The sequence below is a fragment of the Cellulomonas composti genome, from assembly GCF_007990245.1.
Taxonomy (GTDB): Bacteria; Actinomycetota; Actinomycetes; order Actinomycetales; family Cellulomonadaceae; genus Cellulomonas; species Cellulomonas composti.
This window is the reverse complement of record NZ_BJWG01000001.1, coordinates 454195-471642: the sequence shown is the minus strand read 5'-3', so window position 1 is coordinate 471642 and position 17448 is coordinate 454195. Positions and strand designations below refer to the sequence as shown.

Sequence of the window (17448 nt, the reverse complement as noted above, 5' to 3'; positions counted from 1 at the left end):
GGCCTAGCGTGGACACTGCGGGCACGGCCCGCGGACGACGAGAGGGGACGCAGCGATGAGCGAGCACGACGAGCACAGGCTGGCCGAGGCCCGGCGCACGGCCACCCAGGAGCTCTACAAGCAGGGAACTCCCGAGTACGACGCGCGCGCGCACCGGCGGGCCGTCGAGGCCGAGCGCAAGGCCGAGGAGGCCGTCAAGCGCGACGAGCACTGAGCGAGCACCGAGTGAGCGCAGCGCGAGCGCAGCGCGAGCACTGCGCAAGCGCTGAGCGACCACTGTGGCCCGTCGGAGCGCGCTCGCCCGGCGGGCCGCGGTCGCGCCGGCGCCCCGAACCATGTATCTTGACGTCGAGATAATCGCGTCCGCAGCGGCTACGCTGGGCGGACGCCCCGCGAGCCGGGATACCCCCAGATCCTGGCCGACTCGCCGCACGTGGAGGAGCGCCAGTGAGCACCGTCGACAGCTTCGGATCGCAGGGAACTCTCGAGGTCGGTGACGCCTCGTACGAGATCTACCGGCTGGCGGCCGTTCCCGGCCTCGAACGCCTCCCGTTCGGTCTCAAGGTGCTCGCCGAGAACCTGCTGCGCACCGAGGACGGCGCGAACATCACCGCCGACCACATCCGCGCGCTCGCCGCGTGGGACCCGGACGCCCAGCCGGACACCGAGATCCAGTTCACGCCGGCGCGCGTGATCATGCAGGACTTCACGGGCGTGCCGTGCGTCGTCGACCTCGCGACGATGCGCGAGGCGGTCGCCGAGCTCGGGGGAGACCCGGAGCGGATCAACCCGCTGGCTCCCGCCGAGATGGTGATCGACCACTCCGTGCAGATCGACGTCGCAGGGCGCGCCGACGCGTTCGAGCGCAACGTCGCGCTGGAGTACCAGCGCAACCGCGAGCGCTACCAGTTCCTGCGCTGGGGCCAGACGGCGTTCGACGACTTCAAGGTCGTCCCGCCGGGCACCGGCATCGTCCACCAGGTCAACATCGAGTACCTCGCGCGCGTCGTCATGGTGCGTGACGGCAAGGCGTACCCGGACACGTGCGTCGGCACCGACTCGCACACCACGATGGTCAACGGCCTGGGCGTGCTCGGCTGGGGCGTCGGCGGCATCGAGGCCGAGGCGGCCATGCTGGGCCAGCCGGTCTCGATGCTCATCCCGCGCGTCGTCGGGTTCAGGCTGACGGGGAACATCCCGGCCGGCGTCACCGCGACCGACGTCGTGCTCACGATCACGCAGAAGCTGCGCCAGCACGGCGTCGTCGGCAAGTTCGTCGAGTTCTACGGCGAGGGCGTCGCGGCGGTGCCGCTCGCGAACCGCGCGACCATCGGCAACATGAGCCCGGAGTTCGGCTCGACCGTCGCGATCTTCCCGATCGACGGCGTCACGATCGACTACCTGCGGCTCACCGGCCGCTCCGCCGAGCAGCTCGCGCTGGTCGAGGCGTACGCCAAGGAGCAGGGCCTGTGGCACGACCCGAGCGCCGCCGGCTACACCGAACCCGTCTACTCCGAGTACCTCGAGCTCGACCTGTCGACGGTCGTCCCGTCGATCGCCGGCCCCAAGCGCCCGCAGGACCGCATCGAGCTGAGCCGGGCCAAGGAGCAGTTCCAGCGTGACCTGCCGACGTACGCGCCCGAGGTGGCGCTCGCGACCGACGAGGCCGAGCGGGAGTCCTTCCCGGCCTCGGACTCGCCCGCGATCTCGTCGGCCGTGACCCGCACGCACCCGGTGACCGACAGTCAGGGGCGCCACTTCGAGCTGTTCCACGGCGCCGTCGCGATCGCGTCGATCACGTCGTGCACCAACACCTCGAACCCGTCCGTCATGCTCGCCGCCGCACTGCTCGCCAAGAACGCGGTCGAGAAGGGGCTGGTCGCCAAGCCCTGGGTCAAGACGTCGATGGCGCCCGGATCGCAGGTCGTGACCAACTACTACGAGAAGGCCGGCCTGTGGCCGTACCTCGAGAAGCTCGGCTTCCACCTCGTCGGGTACGGCTGCGCGACCTGCATCGGCAACTCGGGTCCGCTCGACGAGCAGGTCTCGGCCGTCGTGCAGGAGAACGACCTCGCGGTCGCGGCGGTCCTGTCCGGGAACCGCAACTTCGAGGGTCGCATCAACCCGGACGTGAAGCTGAACTACCTCGCGTCGCCGCCGCTGGTCATCGCGTACGCGCTCGCCGGGACGATGGACTTCGACTTCGAGGCGGACCCGCTCGGCCGTACCGAGGACGGCCACCCGGTGTTCCTGCGGGACATCTGGCCGACGCCGGAGTCCGTGCAGGCCACGATCGACGCGTCGATCGACCGCAAGATGTTCGAGGACGACTACGCGGACGTGTTCGCGGGTGACGAGCGCTGGCGCGGCCTCGAGACGCCCGAGGGCAACGTCTTCTCGTGGGACCCGGCCTCCACCTACGTGCGCAAGCCCCCGTACTTCGAGGGGATGGGCGCCACTCCCGAGGCCGTCACGGACATCACCGGCGCACGCGTGCTGGCCAAGCTGGGCGACTCGGTCACGACCGACCACATCAGCCCCGCCGGCTCGATCAAGGCGGACTCGCCCGCGGGTCTGTACCTGGCGCAGCACGGCGTCGACCGCCGGGACTTCAACTCCTACGGCTCGCGCCGCGGCAACCACGAGGTCATGATCCGCGGCACGTTCGCGAACATCCGGCTGCGCAACCAGCTCGTGCCCGGGGTCGAGGGCGGGTTCACCAAGAACCTGCTCACGGGCGAGGACGCGACGATCTACGACGCGTCGGTCGCGTACCAGGCCGCGGGCGTGCCGCTCGTCGTGCTGGGCGGCAAGGAGTACGGCTCGGGCAGCTCGCGCGACTGGGCGGCCAAGGGCACGCGCCTGCTCGGCGTGAGCGCGGTCATCACCGAGTCGTTCGAGCGCATCCACCGCTCCAACCTCATCGGGATGGGCGTCCTGCCGCTGCAGTTCCCCGAGGGTGAGTCGGCCGACTCGCTCGGGCTCGACGGCACCGAGACGTTCGACATCGCAGGGGTCACCGCGCTCAACGACGGTGTCACGCCGCGCACGGTCGCGGTCACCGCGACGAAGGCCGACGGCTCGGTCGTCGCGTTCGACGCCGTCGTGCGCATCGACACCCCCGGTGAGGCGGACTACTACCGCAACGGCGGCATCCTGCAGTACGTCCTGCGCCAGGTCGCCGGCGTCGCCTGATCGGCCGCGACCCCCTGCGCACGCAAGATCGCGGGGGGTCGCGACACAGTCAGGGCATGCGCGGAGCAGTGCGGATGACGGGTGCGGTCGTGGCCGGAGCGGTCGTGGGCGGCACGGCAGTCCTGGGCGGCTGTGCCGCCTCACCCACCGCGCCGCCGAGCGCAACAGCCCGCGCCGACGTCACGCGGGTGACGGTCCGGCTCGACGACGCGGACGCGCTGGACGACGTGGTCGCCGCGACATGGGCGCTCGGGGTCGAGGCGCTGCGTGAGGGCGAGGACGACGACGGGACGGTCGTCTCGCCGTCGAGCCTGCTCACCGCGCTCGCGATGCTCGGCGAGGGCGCGGGCGACGGGCACGCGCCGTTCGACGCCGCGCTGGGCGCCGTGGGCGACGAGCGCACCGACGCCGTCAACGCACTGCTGGCCGCGCTTGCACGCTACGAGGGCGACCCGGCGCTGGTGGCCGCCGACAAGCTGCCCGTCGTCCCGATGCTGCACACCGCCCAGCAGATCGTCGTCGACGACGACGCGACGCCGCAGCGGGCGTTCCTCGACCGGCTCGCGGCGGGCTACGGCGCGGGAGTCGTCGTCGACGACCTCGCGACGCGCAGCGACGCGCTCGACGAGTTCGCCCGGACCCACACGGGCGGCCTCGTGCCGACGAGCCCGATCACGCCGGACCCGAACCTGGTCGCGGTGCTGCAGGACGCGGTCGTGCTCGCGGCCGCGTGGAAGACGCCGTTCGACGTCGCCCTGTCCGGTGACCAGCCGTTCACGGTGGTCGGCGAACGCGTCCTGGTCCCGACGATGGAGGGGGAGTTCGACACGGCGGCGGTCTCCGCCGACGGCTGGCAGGCGGTCCGGCTGCCGTACCGGGACGACCTCGTCGCCGACCTGTACCTGCCGCCCGAGGGCAGCGCCGCGGCGGACGACCCGTCGGCCGCCGAGCCGACGACGCTCGCGGGCCTGTCGACCGCGCTCGACGACGCAGCCGCCGATCGCGTGCTGGTCCGGCTCCCGACGATCGACCTCGAGTCGACCACCGACCTCATGACCCTGCTCGCGGGCCTCGGGATCGTCGGCGCCGACCTCACCGGAGTCGTGGAGGGCTCCGCCGTGCAGGCGGTCCAGCAGGCGGTGCTGCAGGTCGACGAGGAGGGCACGCGCGCCGCCGCGGTGACCTCGGTCGGCGTCACCGAGTCGTTGCGGATGCCACCGCCGAACCAGGTCGTGCTCGACCGGCCGTTCCTCATGGTCGTGCGCGACACCACCACCGGCTGGCCGGTCTTCCTGGCCGAGGTGCTCGACCCGCGCGCAGGCTGACGCCGGTCCCGTCCGCCTGCAGGGATCCGGCGGATGAGCACACATGGTCGGTATGAGGATGCTGCGGGCGGGGGCGGTCCTGGGCGTGCTGGCGCTGGCAGGGTGCGGCGGCACGGTGCAGGCGGCGCAGGAGAAGACGGGCACGGGGGAGCGCGCGCGGGTCGCGGTCGCGGACGCCGGTGCGCTCGACGACGTGGTGGCGGCGTCGTGGGCGCTCGGCGTCGAGACGCTGCAGGCCGTCGACGACGACGCGGGGGCGGTGGTGTCGCCGTCCAGCCTCGTCTCGGCGCTGGCCATGCTGGCCGAGGGCGCGGTGGACGGTGAGACGGCGCCGTTCGACGCCGCGCTCGGCGCGAGCGGGCAGGAACGGACCGATGCCGTCGACGCGCTGCTCGCCGCACTGGCGCGCTATGACGGCGACCCCGCGCTCGTGGCGGCGGAGCACCCACCGACCACGCCGATGGTCCACACCCGCCAGCGCGTGGTCGTCGACGACGACGCGCGGATCGCGCAGCCCTACCTCGACCGGCTCTGGCGGGCGTTCGGTGCCGGCGTGCTCGTCACCGACCTGGCCTCGTCGGACGGCAAGGCGGCGCTCGACGCGTGGGTCGCGCTGGAGACGGGCGGTCTCGTCGACAGGTCGGCGATCGTGCCCGACGAGAGCCTCGTGACGGTGCTGCAGGACGTCGTCGCGTTCGCCGCGGCGTGGCAGCAGCCCTTCGCGGAGGCGGGCACGTCGAACGCGCCGTTCGCGATCGGCGGGGGCGCCGGCGCGGACGTCCCGACGATGCACGCGCTGCTGACCGTTCCCGCCGTGCAGCGCGACGGCTGGGTCGCCGTGCGGCTCCCGTACGCCGACGACCTGCACGCCGACGTGTACCTGCCGCCGGACGGCTCGGACCTGGCGACGGATCCCGCGGGCGCGGACCCGCAGGTGCTCTCCGCGTTGTCGGCCGCGCTCGACGACGCGGCGCCGGTGGTCGTCCGGCTGGCGCTGCCGAAGCTCGCGCTGCGCACGACGACCAACCTCGCCGGCGTGCTCGACGAGCTGGGTGTGGGGAGCCAGGCCCGCACGGGTGTGCTGGCCGACGGTTCGCCCGTCACCCTCGCGCAGGCGACTCAGCAGGCCGTGCTCCTCGTCGACGAGGAGGGCACGCGGGCAGCGGCCGTGACGGAGCTGGGCGATGCAGGCTCGGCGGCGCCGCTCGTCGACCTCGAGGTCGACGTCGACCGTCCGTTCCTGCTCGCGGTGCAGGACGGCGAGACGGGCTGGCCGGTCTTCCTCGCCGCGGTCCGCGACCCGCGCGGCTGACCGCTCAGCCGACGACGGGCCGTGCCGTGCCCGCCCCGGCAGCCACCAGGGCCTCGACCAGCCCGGCGACGAGGAAGTCGAAGCTCACGTCGACGTCGTCGGGCATCCCGAACCCGCCGGCCAGCTCGAGCGAGACGAAGCCGTGCAGCGTCGCGCGGACGGCCCGCACGGCGTCGACCTGCCGGTCCGGCGGGACGCCGAGCGCCGCGACCGCCGCACGCGCGACCCCGACGGCGCGGGCGCCCGCGACCAGCAGCTCGGCGGACGGTTCGCGCACCCAGTCGGACTGCGCAGCGGCGTAGCGGCCCGGGTGCGCGAGCGCGTGACGACGTAGTGCGTGCGCGAGCGCCACGAGGGCCTCGCTCGACGACCTGCCGTCGAGCGCACCGGCCATCACGTCGGCGAGCTCGTCCACGCAGTGCAGCGCGACGGCCGCACGCAGCGCAGGCAGCCCGGCGACGTGCTTGTAGAGGCTCGGCACCGCGACGCCGGCCCGCTGGGCGACGGCCGCGAGCGTGAGCGCATCCGGTCCGTGCTCGTCGACGACCGCGAGCGCCAGGTCGGCGACGAGCTGTGGGCTCAGCCCCGCCCTAGGCACGGGCCTGCGCGGGCGCCCAGCCCCCGACCTCGCGCGGCAGCCCCGCGAGGAAGCCGAGCACCTCGGGCACCACGACGTCGGCGCGCTGCGCGTGCGGGTAGTGCGCGGCGTCGTCGACCAGGACGACCTGCGCGTCCAGCGCGGAGCGGATCCAGGTGGCCTCCGCCCGCGGGTCGGGGAAGTCCGGGTCGAGCGCTCCGACGAACGCGATCGTGGGCGCGTCGACCTCGGCGAGGCGCGCCTCCACGACCGCGTGCGTGAGCTGGCCCGCGAGGCGACGCAGCTGCCGCAGCCGCGCGCGCGAGCGGTAGCTCGCACGCAGCTCCGCGACGTGCTCGTCGAGCCACGGCTGCTGCGCGCCGCGGTGCAGCGGCGAGCGGTAGTACGACGTCCACGCGAACGCGCCCCACGGCGGTACGAAGACCGCCTGGAACGCGATGCGGGCAGCCCCGCCGCCTCGGTTGCCCGACGGGTCGCGCAGGAACGGTCCGGACAGGGCGAGGCCGGCGACGAGGTCGGGACGCTCCGCGGCGGCCCACGCGGCCGCACCGGCGCTCATCGAGTGCCCGACGAGCACGGCCGGCCCGCCGAGGTGCTCGACGAGCGCGATCGCGTCCTGCGCGGTCGCGACGTCGCCGAAGGTACGGAACGTCAGGTCCGAGTCGCCCTGGCCGCGCAGGTCGGCGACCGCGACGCGGTAGCCCTCGGCGAGCAGGGGGCCGGTGAGCTCGCGCCAGGTGCTGCGCGTGTCGCCCATGCCGGGAAGCAGGACGACGAGCGGTGCGTCGTCGGGTCCGTCGAGGGTGTACGCGATGCGGCCCTCGTCGCGGTCGAGGTGGTGCACGGTGGTCGTCACGAACAGAAAGCTAACTGCATTAGCCACATGCGTCAACCCATGCGAAGGCCCTCGCTCCGGGGGGAGAGCGAGGGCCTTCGGTGCGCGGCAGGGGCCGCGCGTCCTGGGACGTCCGTCAGGCGGTCGCAGGCGTCGCCGGCGCGGCGGCCTCGACCTGGACAGCGGGCGCGAGCTTGCGCAGCGCGACACCGATGACGGTGACGACCGCACCCAGGCCGACCACGAGCAGGGCCACGCCGAAGGCGATGACCGACGTAAACAGCGAGGCCCGCAGGAACGAGCCGTTCATGACCGTGGTGCGGGTGTTCTGCAGCGCGATGAGGTCCTCGTTGGCGGCGATCTCCTCGTCGGACAGGCCCTGTGCGGCGAGGTCGGCCTTGAGCTCGGTCATCTCGGCGCCGATCTCGGCGTAGGTCAGGCCGCCCGAGGCTGCGAGGGCGTGGTGGTTGATGATGGCCGCCTGCGACCACGCCTCCCACGGCGTGTCGACGGTCTGACCGGCGAACGCCTCGGCGTCGTCGGAGACGGTGATGTTCTCCGCCTTGAGGTTCACCGAGACGGCGATCCAGGTGGCGGCCCCGGCGACGATGAACACGCCGCCGAAGATGATGGTGATGAGGGCGAGCAGACGGACGAGACCGTTGCTGGAGCCGGTCGCGGAGGTCGACATCGAGAGTCCTTCGGGGCGGTGGTCCGGCTGTGCCGGGCGATCCGTCAGCGGGTCGCAGAACTGATCGTTTCGGTACGCAGGGGTGAGTTCGTAGGACCAAGGGCACGTGTGCGTCAGGTCACATGGATGCGCGTGTACACCGACCGAACCGCAGGTCACGCCGCGGTGGGCGGTGCGAAGGCGTCAGAGCGCCGCGTCGAGGGAGAGCTGCGCCGCGGTGTGCCGCCCGATGACGGCCAGCGACGGGTACTCGTCGGGATGTGCCAGCAGCGTCGGGACGTACGCCGCGGCCCACGCGCGGGCGCGCTGCCAGGTCGCGTCGTCCCAGCCGCGCAGCTCGTCCGACCGTGCGACGAACGCGGCCCGCCCGGCCGGCCCGAACGTCAGCCACGCCGTCGCGAGGTCGGACGCCGGGTCGCCCGCGGACAGGTCGCCGAAGTCGATGAGGCCGACGAGCCGGCCGTGGTCGGCGAGCAGGTTGGCCGGGTGGGGGTCCCCGTGCACCCACCGCGGCGTCCCGCCGTACGCAGGTGCCGCGAGGCCCCGGGCCCACGCGTCGGCGAGCACGTCCGTGTGGGGGAGGTGCGCCGCGGCGAGCCGGGGTCCGACGACCGCCGCACGCGTCGCGAGCGGGACGGCCCGGAACGGGTTCTCCGGTGCGTCGGGCGGCGCCGGCCGGTGCAGGGCCGCCAGCGCCTCGGCGAGGTCGGTGGCCCAAACGGCCCGGTCCTCGACGCGGGTCCGGGCGGCCGTGGTGCCCGCGAGCCAGGGCACCACGGACCACGACCACGGGAAGTGCGGGCCCGGCGCACCGGTGCGCACGGGAACGGGCACCGGCACGGGCAGGTGCGCGGCGAGGCGGGGCAGCCAGCGGTGCTCGCGCTCGACGAGGGGCGCGGAGAGCGCGCGCACGGGGAACCGCAGCGCGAGGCCGTCGCCGAGCCGCCACGTGATGTTGTCCCAGCCGTGCACGCGGCCGTGCAGGGGCAGGTCGGCGAGGTCCGGGTGCTGCTCGGCGAGCAGGGTGCGTGCGAGCCGGGCGTCGACGTCGATCTCGATCTTGGGGTGCACCGGGCCGCTCACGTGCCCGGGTCCAGCACGCGACGGGTGTCCCACGGCTCGCTCCAGCCGAGGGCGTCGAACATGCGCGCCAGCACGATCGCGGTGAAGCCCCAGACCAGCACGTCCCCGACGTCGAACGCCGGCGTGCGCACCGTGCGCCCCGCGCGCTCGTGCACGACGACGCCGCGGTGCACCGGGTCGAGCAGGTCCGCGACCGGGATGCGGAACACGTCGACCGTCTCCGCGTGGTCGACCGCGGCGACGCGCGACGGGCGGGTCCACCACGCCGGGACGGGCGTGACGAGGTGGTCGCTGACCGGCAGCGCGAGCGGCGGGAGCGTGCCGAGGACCTCGACGCCCGCCGGGTCCAGGCCGACCTCCTCGACGGCCTCGCGCAACGCCGCCTCCCGCGGGCCGGCGTCGTCGGGCTCGAGCCGCCCGCCGGGGAACGAGACCTGGCCGGCGTGGTGGCCGAGCGACGCGGCGCGGCGCTGCAGCAGCACGTCCAGCCCGGCCGCGACGGCGGGCCGGTCGGCGGCCGCGGGGACGTCGTCGAGCAGCCCGAACAGCACGAGCACCGCCGCCGGCCGCGCCGACGCCCCCAGCGCGGCCCAGCGGGCGGGGTCGACCTGCCAGTCCAGGCCGCGCGCGCACAGCGCCGTGAGCTGCGCCCGGGCGTCCGGCACGGCGTCGCCCGGACCCGGCCCCGAGCCCACCGCCGAGCCCACCCCCGGGCTCACCCGCGGGCCTGCACCTGGTCCGCGAACGCGGCGACGAGCTTGCGGGCCGCAGGCACGAGCGTCGGCAGGTGTCTCGCACCGTCGCTGCGGATCTGCGCGACCGCCTCGTCGTCGAGCTCGCCGACGAGGTCGGGCGTGCCGAGCCACAGGTCGAGCATCGACGGCTCGAGCTCGATGTGGAACTGCACGCCGAGCGCCGCACCGGCCCGGAACGCCTGCACCGGCGTGGCGTCGTTCGAGGCGAGCAGCGTCGCACCGGCGGGCAGGTCGATCGCGTCGGAGTGCCAGTGCAGCACGGTCGGCCGGGTGCCGAGCGGCCCCAGCACGACGTCCTCGGCGACGACGTCGACCTCGCCGAAGCCGATCTCGGTGCCGTGCCGACGGTGCAGGCGCGCGCCGAGCGCCAGGCCCAGCAGCTGCATGCCGAGGCACACGCCGAGCACGGGCACGTCGGCCTCCACCGCCTCGGCCAGCAGCCGTCGCTCGGCCGCGAGACCGGGGAAGCCCGCGTCGTCGTCGGCGTCCATCGGACCGCCCATCACGACGATCCCCGCGAGCTCGTCGAGCGCGGGCAGGCGCGGTGCGGGGTCCCCGACGACCGTGCGGACGCGCAGCGGGGTGTCCAGGCCGGGCGCGATCAGGCCGGGGCCCTCGTAGTGGACGTGCGTGAGCACCAGGACAGGTCGCACGACGCTCACCACCCGTCCGGCAGGGGGCGGCCTTCTTCGTACCCGGCGGCGGACTGGATCCCGACGACCGCGCGGTCGTGCAGCTCGTCGAGCGTGACCGCACCCACGTAGGTCGCGGCCGAGCGCACGCCGGACGTGATCTGGTCGAGCAGGTCCTCCACGCCCGGACGGCGCGGGTCGAGGTACATCCGGGACGACGAGATGCCCTCCTCGTACACGGCCTTGCGCGCGCGGTCGAACGCCGAGCCACCGCGTGTGCGCGCCGCGACCGCACGCGCCGACGCCATGCCGAACGACTCCTTGTAGAGCCGACCGGTGCCGTCCTCGTGCAGGTCGCCGGGCGACTCGTGCGTGCCGGCGAACCAGGACCCGACCATGACCTGCGAGGCGCCCGCGGCGAGCGCGAGCGCGACGTCGCGCGGGTGGCGCACCCCGCCGTCGGCCCACACGTGCCGGCCGAGCCGGCGGGCCTCCGCGGCGCACTCGAGCACCGCCGAGAACTGCGGGCGGCCGACCGCGGTCATCATGCGCGTGGTGCACATCGCACCCGGCCCGACGCCGACCTTGACGATGTCGGCACCGGCTTCGACGAGGTCGCGCGTGCCCTCGGCCGTCACGACGTTGCCGGCGACGACCGGCACCTGCGGGTCGAGCGCACGCACCGCGGCGAGCGCCTCGAGCATCTTGCGCTGGTGGCCGTGCGCGGTGTCGACGACGAGCGTGTCGACGCCCGCCTCGAGCAGCGCGGCGGCCTTGGCCTTGACGTCGCCGTTGATGCCGACGGCTGCCGCGATGCGCAGGCGGCCCTGCTCGTCGAGCGCGGGTCGGTAGATCGACGAGCGCAACGCGCCGACCTGCGTGAGCACCCCGACGAGGCGGCCGTCGCGGACGACCGGGGAGAACCGGCGCCGGCCGGCGTGCAGCGTCTCGAACGCCGCCTCGAGGCCGCGCAGGCCGCCCTGCTCGACGACGTCCAGGTCGACGGTCGTCGGCTGCCCGGTCATGACGTCCGCGACCTGCGTGAACCGGTCGACACCCTGGCAGTCGGCCTCGGTCACGACGCCCACCGGACGGCCGTCCTCGACGACGACGGCCGCGCCGTGCGATCGCTTGCCGATCAGCGTGAGCGCGGTGTGCACGGTGTCGTGCGGCGAGACGACCACCGGCGACTCGACGACCGGGTGCGCGGCCTTGACGGAGGCCACCACGTCGGCGACGACGTCCACCGGGATGTCCTGCGGGATGACCGCCATCCCGCCACGACGGGCGACCGTCTCGGCCATCCGGCGACCGGCGACCGCGGTCATGTTCGCGACGACCACCGGGATCGTCGTGCCGGTGCCGTCGACGCTCGCGAGGTCGACGTCGAAGCGGGAGGTGACCTCGGAACGCGACGGCACGAGGAAGACGTCGCCGTACGTGAGGTCGGAGGTGGCCGACTGGCCAGGCAGGAAGCGCATGGAGGGTTCCCCTTTCCGGCCCATGGTAGGCGGATGCAGGCCCGCGACACCTGTCATCGCACGACTGCGGGCGGGGTCGGCTCTACAGTGGGAGGTCGACACGCAGTCGGCGGCCGCACCGCGCGGCAGCGCCGCCACAATCACGGACGGACCCGGACGGAGGCGAGAGGCGTGCCCAAGCCGAAGCCGATCCTGCCCACCATCGGCTCTCCCGCCGACGTGCGCGCGTTGCGCCCCGCACAGGTCACGGCGCTCGCCGAGGAGATCCGCACGTTCCTCGTCGACTCGGTCTCGCGTACGGGCGGTCACCTCGGCCCCAACCTCGGCGTGGTCGAGCTGACGATCGCGCTGCACCGCGTGTTCGAGTCCCCGCGGGACACTCTCGTGTTCGACACCGGTCACCAGTCCTACGTGCACAAGCTGCTCACGGGCCGCGGAGACTTCCGCAGGCTGCGGCACCGCGACGGGCTCTCGGGGTACCCGAGCCGGTCCGAGTCCGAGCACGACGTGGTCGAGAACTCGCACGCGTCCACCGCGCTGAGCTGGGCGGACGGTATCGCCAAGGCCAACGAGGTGCAGGGCCGCGACGACCGGCACGTGGTCGCGGTGATCGGCGACGGCGCGCTCACGGGCGGCATGGCCTGGGAGGCGCTGAACAACATCGCCGCGACCGAGGACCGCCGGCTCGTCGTCGTCGTGAACGACAACGGTCGCTCCTACGCGCCGACCATCGGCGGGCTCGCGTACCACCTCGACACGCTGCGCACGACCCAGGGCTACGAGAGCGTCCTGTCGTGGGGCAAGCGCACGCTCAACCGCTCGGGTCCGCCCGGGCGGATCGCCTACGACGCGCTGCACGGGCTCAAGAAGGGCATCAAGGACGTCGTCGCGCCGCAGGGCATGTTCGAGGACCTCGGGCTGAAGTACATCGGTCCGGTCGACGGGCACGACGAGCCCGCGGTCGAACGCGCGCTGCGCCGCGCGCAGTCGTTCGGCGCACCCGTGATCGTGCACGTCATCACGGAGAAGGGGCGCGGGTACACGCCCGCCGAGCAGGACGTGGCGGACCGGTTCCACGCCGTGGGCCGGATCCACCCCGAGACCGGCCTGCCGGTCGCTCCGTCGAGGTTCGGCTGGACCGGCGTGTTCGCCGACGAGATCGTGCGGATCGGTCGCCGTCGTCCCGACGTGGTCGCGATCACGGCCGCGATGCTCCAGCCCGTCGGGCTCGCGCCGTTCGCGGCCGAGTTCCCGACGCGCGTGTTCGACGTCGGCATCGCGGAGCAGCACGCCGCGACCTCGGCCGCGGGCATGGCCTTCGGGGGCCTGCACCCCGTCGTCGCGGTGTACGCGACCTTCCTGAACCGTGCGTTCGACCAGGTGCTGATGGACGTCGCGCTGCACCGCGCGGGTGTCACCTTCGTGCTCGACCGCGCCGGCCTGACCGGCGACGACGGAGCGAGCCACAACGGCATGTGGGACATGGCGATGCTCTCGATCGTGCCGCGGCTGCGCCTGGCGGCTCCGCGCGACGAGGCGACGCTGCGCAGCGCGTTGCGCGAGGCCGTCGACGTCGACGACGCGCCGACGGTCGTGCGCTACCCGAAAGGTGCGCTCGGCGACGAGATCCCCGCGCTCGAGGACGTGGACGGCGTCGACGTCCTCGCCCGTCACGACGGAGCCGGCGACGCGGCGACCTCGGTGCTCGTCGTCGGCGTCGGTGCGATGGCGGCGTGCGCGCTCGAGACGGGCACGCTCCTCGCCGCGCACGGGCTGCGCGTGAGCGTCGTCGACCCGCGCTGGGTGCTCCCGGTGCCGGAGGCCCTGGTCAAGCTCGTCGGTGAGCACGACCACGTGCTGACGATCGAGGACGGACTCGTCGACGGCGGCATCGGTGCGCACATCGCGCAGCGCGCGGGGGAGCAGGGCATCACGACGCCCGTGCAGTGCGTCGGCATCCCGCGCACGTTCCTGGCGCACGCCACGCGCGAACAGCTCACGGGCTCGCTGCGCCTCACGCCGCAGGACGTCGCGCGCGACGTCCTGGCCGCGCTCGACGGGCGCTGAACGGGCGCTGAACGCGCGCCGCACGGGGCCGTACGGAGGCTCTCGCGGTGCGCTGTGACAGGGCGCACACTGGTGCTGGGACGCAGGTCCTGAGACATCCCATCATTTGCTTCGTAGGTTCGAGTTGTCGGACCGATTCCAACAAGGAGCGCAGATGTCCACCACGGCCGTACCCGGCACTGATCACCTCGAGGCAACGACGCCCGCCGCATGGGAAGGGTTCGTGACCGGGCCCTGGGTGGACCACGTCGACGTCCGCGACTTCATCCAGCGCAACTACACGCCGTACACCGGTGACTCCGCGTTCCTGGCCGGGCCGACCGCCCGCACGACCGGGATCTGGGACACGCTCGCGGCGATGTTCCCCGAGGAGCGCGAGAAGGGCGTGTACGACATCGACGCGAAGACGCCGTCGACCATCACGTCGCACGCGCCCGGGTACATCAGCAAGGACGACGAGCTCATCGTCGGCCTGCAGACCGACGCGCCGCTCAAGCGCGCGATCATGCCCAACGGTGGCTACCGCATGGTGCAGACCTCGCTCAAGACCTACGGGTACGAAGAGGACCCGGTCGTCACCGAGATCTTCACCAAGTACCGCAAGACCCACAACGACGGCGTGTTCGACGCCTACCCGCCGGACGTGCGCGCCGCGCGCTCGTCGCACATCATCACGGGTCTGCCGGACGCCTACGGCCGTGGCCGGATCATCGGCGACTACCGTCGCGTCGCGCTGTACGGCGTGGACGCGCTGATCGCCGCGAAGAAGCTCGAGAAGGCCGACCTCGACATGGAGCGTTCGGTCGAGGACGTCATCCGCGCCCGTGAGGAGCTCTCCGAGCAGATGCGTGCGCTCGGCGAGCTCAAGCAGATGGCCGCGTCGTACGGCTTCGACATCTCGGGTCCGGCGACGAGCGGCGTCGAGGCGGTGCAGTGGCTGTACTTCGCCTACCTGGCCGCCGTGAAGGAGCAGAACGGCGCCGCGATGTCGCTGGGCCGCACCTCGACGTTCCTCGACGTGTTCATCCAGCGTGACCTCGACGCCGGCGTCCTCACCGAGGAGCAGGCGCAGGAGATCATCGACGACTTCGTGATCAAGCTGCGGATCGTGCGCTTCTTGCGCACCCCGGAGTACGACACGCTGTTCTCGGGCGACCCGACGTGGGTGACCGAGTCGATCGGCGGCATGGGCGAGGACGGGCGCACGCTCGTCACCAAGACGTCGTTCCGGTACCTCCAGACGCTCTACAACCTGGGCCCGGCCCCCGAGCCGAACATGACGGTCCTGTGGAGCGACGAGCTGCCCACCGGCTTCAAGGAGTACTGCGCGCAGGTCTCGATCGACACGTCCGCGGTGCAGTACGAGTCCGACGAGCTCATCCGCTGCGACTGGGGCGACGACGCGGCCATCGCGTGCTGCGTGTCCCCGATGCGTGTCGGCAAGCAGATGCAGTTCTTCGGTGCCCGCGTCAACCTCGCCAAGGCACTGCTGTACGCCATCAACGGCGGCCGTGACGAGGTCTCCGGCAAGCAGGTCGCGCCGGTCAGCGCACCCGTCGAGGGCGAGTTCCTGGACTACGACGACGTCATGTCGAAGTTCGACAAGGAGATGGACTGGCTCGCCCAGACCTACGTCGACGCGCTCAACTGCGTGCACTACATGCACGACAAGTACGCGTACGAGCGCATCGAGATGGCGCTGCACGACCGCGAGATCCTGCGCACGATGGCCTGCGGCATCGCCGGCCTGTCGGTCGTGACCGACTCGCTGTCGGCGATCAAGTACGCCAAGGTCCGCGCGCTGCGCACGGCCGACGGCCTGGTCACCGAGTACCAGATCGAGGGCGACTTCCCGGCGTTCGGCAACGACGACGACCGTGCCGACGAGATCGCGGTGGATCTCGTCGAGACGTTCATGCGCAAGATCCGCGAGTACCCGACCTACCGCAACGCGCGGCACACGCAGTCGGTGCTGACGATCACGTCGAACGTCGTCTACGGCAAGGCCACGGGCTCGACGCCCGACGGCCGTCGCGCGGGTGAGCCGTTCGCGCCGGGTGCCAACCCGATGAACGGCCGCGACACGCACGGCATGCTCGCCTCGGCGCTCTCGGTCGGCAAGCTGCAGTACTCCGACGCGCAGGACGGCATCTCGCTGACCTCGTCCGTGGTGCCCAGCGGCCTGGGTCGCACGAAGGACGAGCAGGTGAAGAACCTCGTCGGTCTGCTCGACGCGTACACGATGTCCAACGGCTACCACATGAACATCAACGTGCTGAACCGCGAGACGCTCCTGGACGCCATGGACCACCCGGAGAACTACCCGCAGCTGACCATCCGCGTCAGCGGCTACGCGGTGAACTTCGTCCGGCTGACCCGCGAGCAGCAGCTCGACGTCCTGTCCCGCACCTTCCACGGCGCGGTCTGACGCAGCACGTCCCGTGGGAGGGCTGCCCGCTCGAAGGCGGCCCTCCCACGGGACGACGAGTACGGTCGGAGCAGGCACTCACCACGACGGGAGGCGACGATGAGCACGGTGATCGAGCCGGTCGGCGCCCCCGTCGTCGAGCTGGGCATGCCGCTGATCGGGGGCGCGCTCGGCCGCGTGCAGGGTGCGGGCACCGACGGCCTGGAAGAGGCGGAGAGCGAGACCCGCTCCGACAAGCTCTCGGCGGTGCGCAAGGGCAAGATCGGCTCGGTGCACTCGTGGGAGCTCGTCACCGCGGTCGACGGCCCCGGCACGCGCCTGACGGTGTTCCTGGCGGGATGCCCGCTGCGCTGCCTCTACTGCCACAACCCCGACACGATGGAGATGCGTCGGGGCACGGACGTCACCGCCAAGGAGCTCCTCGGGCGGGTCAAGCGCTACCGCGGCGTGATGAAGGCGACCGGCGGGGGCCTGACGGTCTCGGGCGGCGAGCCGCTCATGCAGCCCGCGTTCGTCAAGCGCCTGATGCGCGGTGCGAAGGAGATCGGGGTGCACACGGCGATCGACACGTCCGGCAACCTGGGCGCGCTGTGCACGGACGAGATGCTCGACGACATCGACCTGGTGCTCCTCGACGTGAAGTCCGGCGACCCGGACACCTACCGCAAGGTCACCGGACGCGAGCTCGAGCCGACGCTCCAGTTCGGCCGCCGGCTCGCCGCACGCGGCGACACCGAGGTGTGGATCCGCTTCGTCCTGGTCCCCGGCCTCACCGACGACGTGGAGAACGTCGAGATCGTCGCGCAGTACGTGGCCTCGCTCGGTGAGTGCGTCACGCGGGTCGAGGTGCTGCCGTTCCACCAGATGGGTCGGGACAAGTGGGTCGAGCTGGGCATGACCTACGAGCTCGAGGACACGCAGCCGCCGAGCCCCGAGCTCGTCGAACGCGTCCGCGACCAGTTCCGGTCCCGCGGCCTGCAGGTCTTCTAGGAGGACCTGCCGCACTTCGTCGGCCGGCGCCCGAACGGCGCCCGCGTCCCGGCGAT

14 protein-coding genes are annotated in these 17448 nt (G+C 72.8%); 7 read left to right on the top strand and 7 right to left on the bottom strand.

The features are described from left to right. The first annotated feature begins 55 nt into the window (after positions 1 to 55). The 4 genes from CCO02nite_RS02145 (at position 56) to CCO02nite_RS02130 (ending at position 5832) form a co-directional block, all read left to right on the top strand. Positions 56 to 214: a translation initiation factor 2 gene (locus tag CCO02nite_RS02145; protein ID WP_146841354.1), complete on the top strand. Its 159-nt coding sequence runs from the start codon at positions 56 to 58 to the stop codon at positions 212 to 214. Between the two features lie 233 nt (positions 215 to 447). Then, the gene (gene acnA, locus CCO02nite_RS02140; protein ID WP_146841353.1) at positions 448 to 3195 is read left to right on the top strand and encodes an aconitate hydratase AcnA; all 2748 of its coding nucleotides are present in this window, start codon (positions 448 to 450) and stop codon (positions 3193 to 3195) included. A gap of 56 nt (positions 3196 to 3251) precedes the next feature. Then, positions 3252 to 4520 (top strand): serpin family protein, encoded by a 1269-nt coding sequence (locus tag CCO02nite_RS02135; protein WP_146841352.1) that lies wholly within the window; start codon positions 3252 to 3254, stop codon positions 4518 to 4520. A 43-nt stretch (positions 4521 to 4563) separates the two neighbouring features. After that, positions 4564 to 5832 (top strand): serpin family protein, encoded by a 1269-nt coding sequence (locus tag CCO02nite_RS02130; protein ID WP_222593112.1) that lies wholly within the window; start codon positions 4564 to 4566, stop codon positions 5830 to 5832. Between the two features lie 4 nt (positions 5833 to 5836). Here the strand turns inward: CCO02nite_RS02130 and CCO02nite_RS02125 are convergent, their stop codons facing one another. From CCO02nite_RS02125 to CCO02nite_RS02095, 7 genes are all read right to left on the bottom strand, one after another. Continuing rightward, positions 5837 to 6430: a TetR/AcrR family transcriptional regulator gene (locus CCO02nite_RS02125; RefSeq protein ID WP_146841351.1), complete on the bottom strand. Its 594-nt coding sequence runs from the start codon at positions 6428 to 6430 to the stop codon at positions 5837 to 5839. Continuing rightward, positions 6423 to 7286, bottom strand: a complete 864-nt coding sequence (locus CCO02nite_RS02120) for an alpha/beta fold hydrolase (protein ID WP_146841350.1) — start codon at positions 7284 to 7286, stop codon at positions 6423 to 6425. The genes CCO02nite_RS02125 and CCO02nite_RS02120 overlap by 8 nt, the downstream gene beginning before the upstream one ends. Positions 7287 to 7401: 115 nt before the next feature. Beyond that, positions 7402 to 7956 (bottom strand): aromatic ring-opening dioxygenase LigA, encoded by a 555-nt coding sequence (locus tag CCO02nite_RS02115; RefSeq protein ID WP_146841349.1) that lies wholly within the window; start codon positions 7954 to 7956, stop codon positions 7402 to 7404. A 183-nt stretch (positions 7957 to 8139) separates the two neighbouring features. Beyond that, on the bottom strand, positions 8140 to 9039 hold the full coding sequence (locus CCO02nite_RS02110) for an aminoglycoside phosphotransferase family protein (RefSeq protein ID WP_246117277.1): 900 nt from the start codon (positions 9037 to 9039) through the stop codon (positions 8140 to 8142). Further along, positions 9036 to 9734, bottom strand: a complete 699-nt coding sequence (locus CCO02nite_RS02105; RefSeq protein WP_146841486.1) for an NUDIX hydrolase — start codon at positions 9732 to 9734, stop codon at positions 9036 to 9038. Before CCO02nite_RS02105 ends, CCO02nite_RS02110 begins: the two co-directional genes overlap by 4 nt. 20 nt (positions 9735 to 9754) lie before the next feature. After that, on the bottom strand, positions 9755 to 10447 hold the full coding sequence (locus tag CCO02nite_RS02100; RefSeq protein WP_146841347.1) for a type 1 glutamine amidotransferase: 693 nt from the start codon (positions 10445 to 10447) through the stop codon (positions 9755 to 9757). Between the two features lie 5 nt (positions 10448 to 10452). Beyond that, entirely contained in the window at positions 10453 to 11907 is a 1455-nt protein-coding gene (locus CCO02nite_RS02095) for a GuaB1 family IMP dehydrogenase-related protein (protein WP_146841346.1), read from the bottom strand. Positions 11908 to 12078: 171 nt separating this feature from the next. Here CCO02nite_RS02095 and dxs point away from each other — a divergent pair, with 171 nt between their 5' ends. From dxs to pflA, 3 genes are all read left to right on the top strand, one after another. Beyond that, positions 12079 to 13974, top strand: coding sequence for a 1-deoxy-D-xylulose-5-phosphate synthase (gene dxs, locus CCO02nite_RS02090; RefSeq protein WP_443092607.1), 1896 nt, complete (start codon positions 12079 to 12081; stop codon positions 13972 to 13974). A 154-nt stretch (positions 13975 to 14128) separates the two neighbouring features. After that, positions 14129 to 16402: a formate C-acetyltransferase gene (gene pflB / locus CCO02nite_RS02085; protein ID WP_146841344.1), complete on the top strand. Its 2274-nt coding sequence runs from the start codon at positions 14129 to 14131 to the stop codon at positions 16400 to 16402. Between the two features lie 99 nt (positions 16403 to 16501). Next, positions 16502 to 17392, top strand: a complete 891-nt coding sequence (gene pflA, locus CCO02nite_RS02080; RefSeq protein WP_146841343.1) for a pyruvate formate-lyase-activating protein — start codon at positions 16502 to 16504, stop codon at positions 17390 to 17392. Positions 17393 to 17448: the final 56 nt, after the last annotated feature.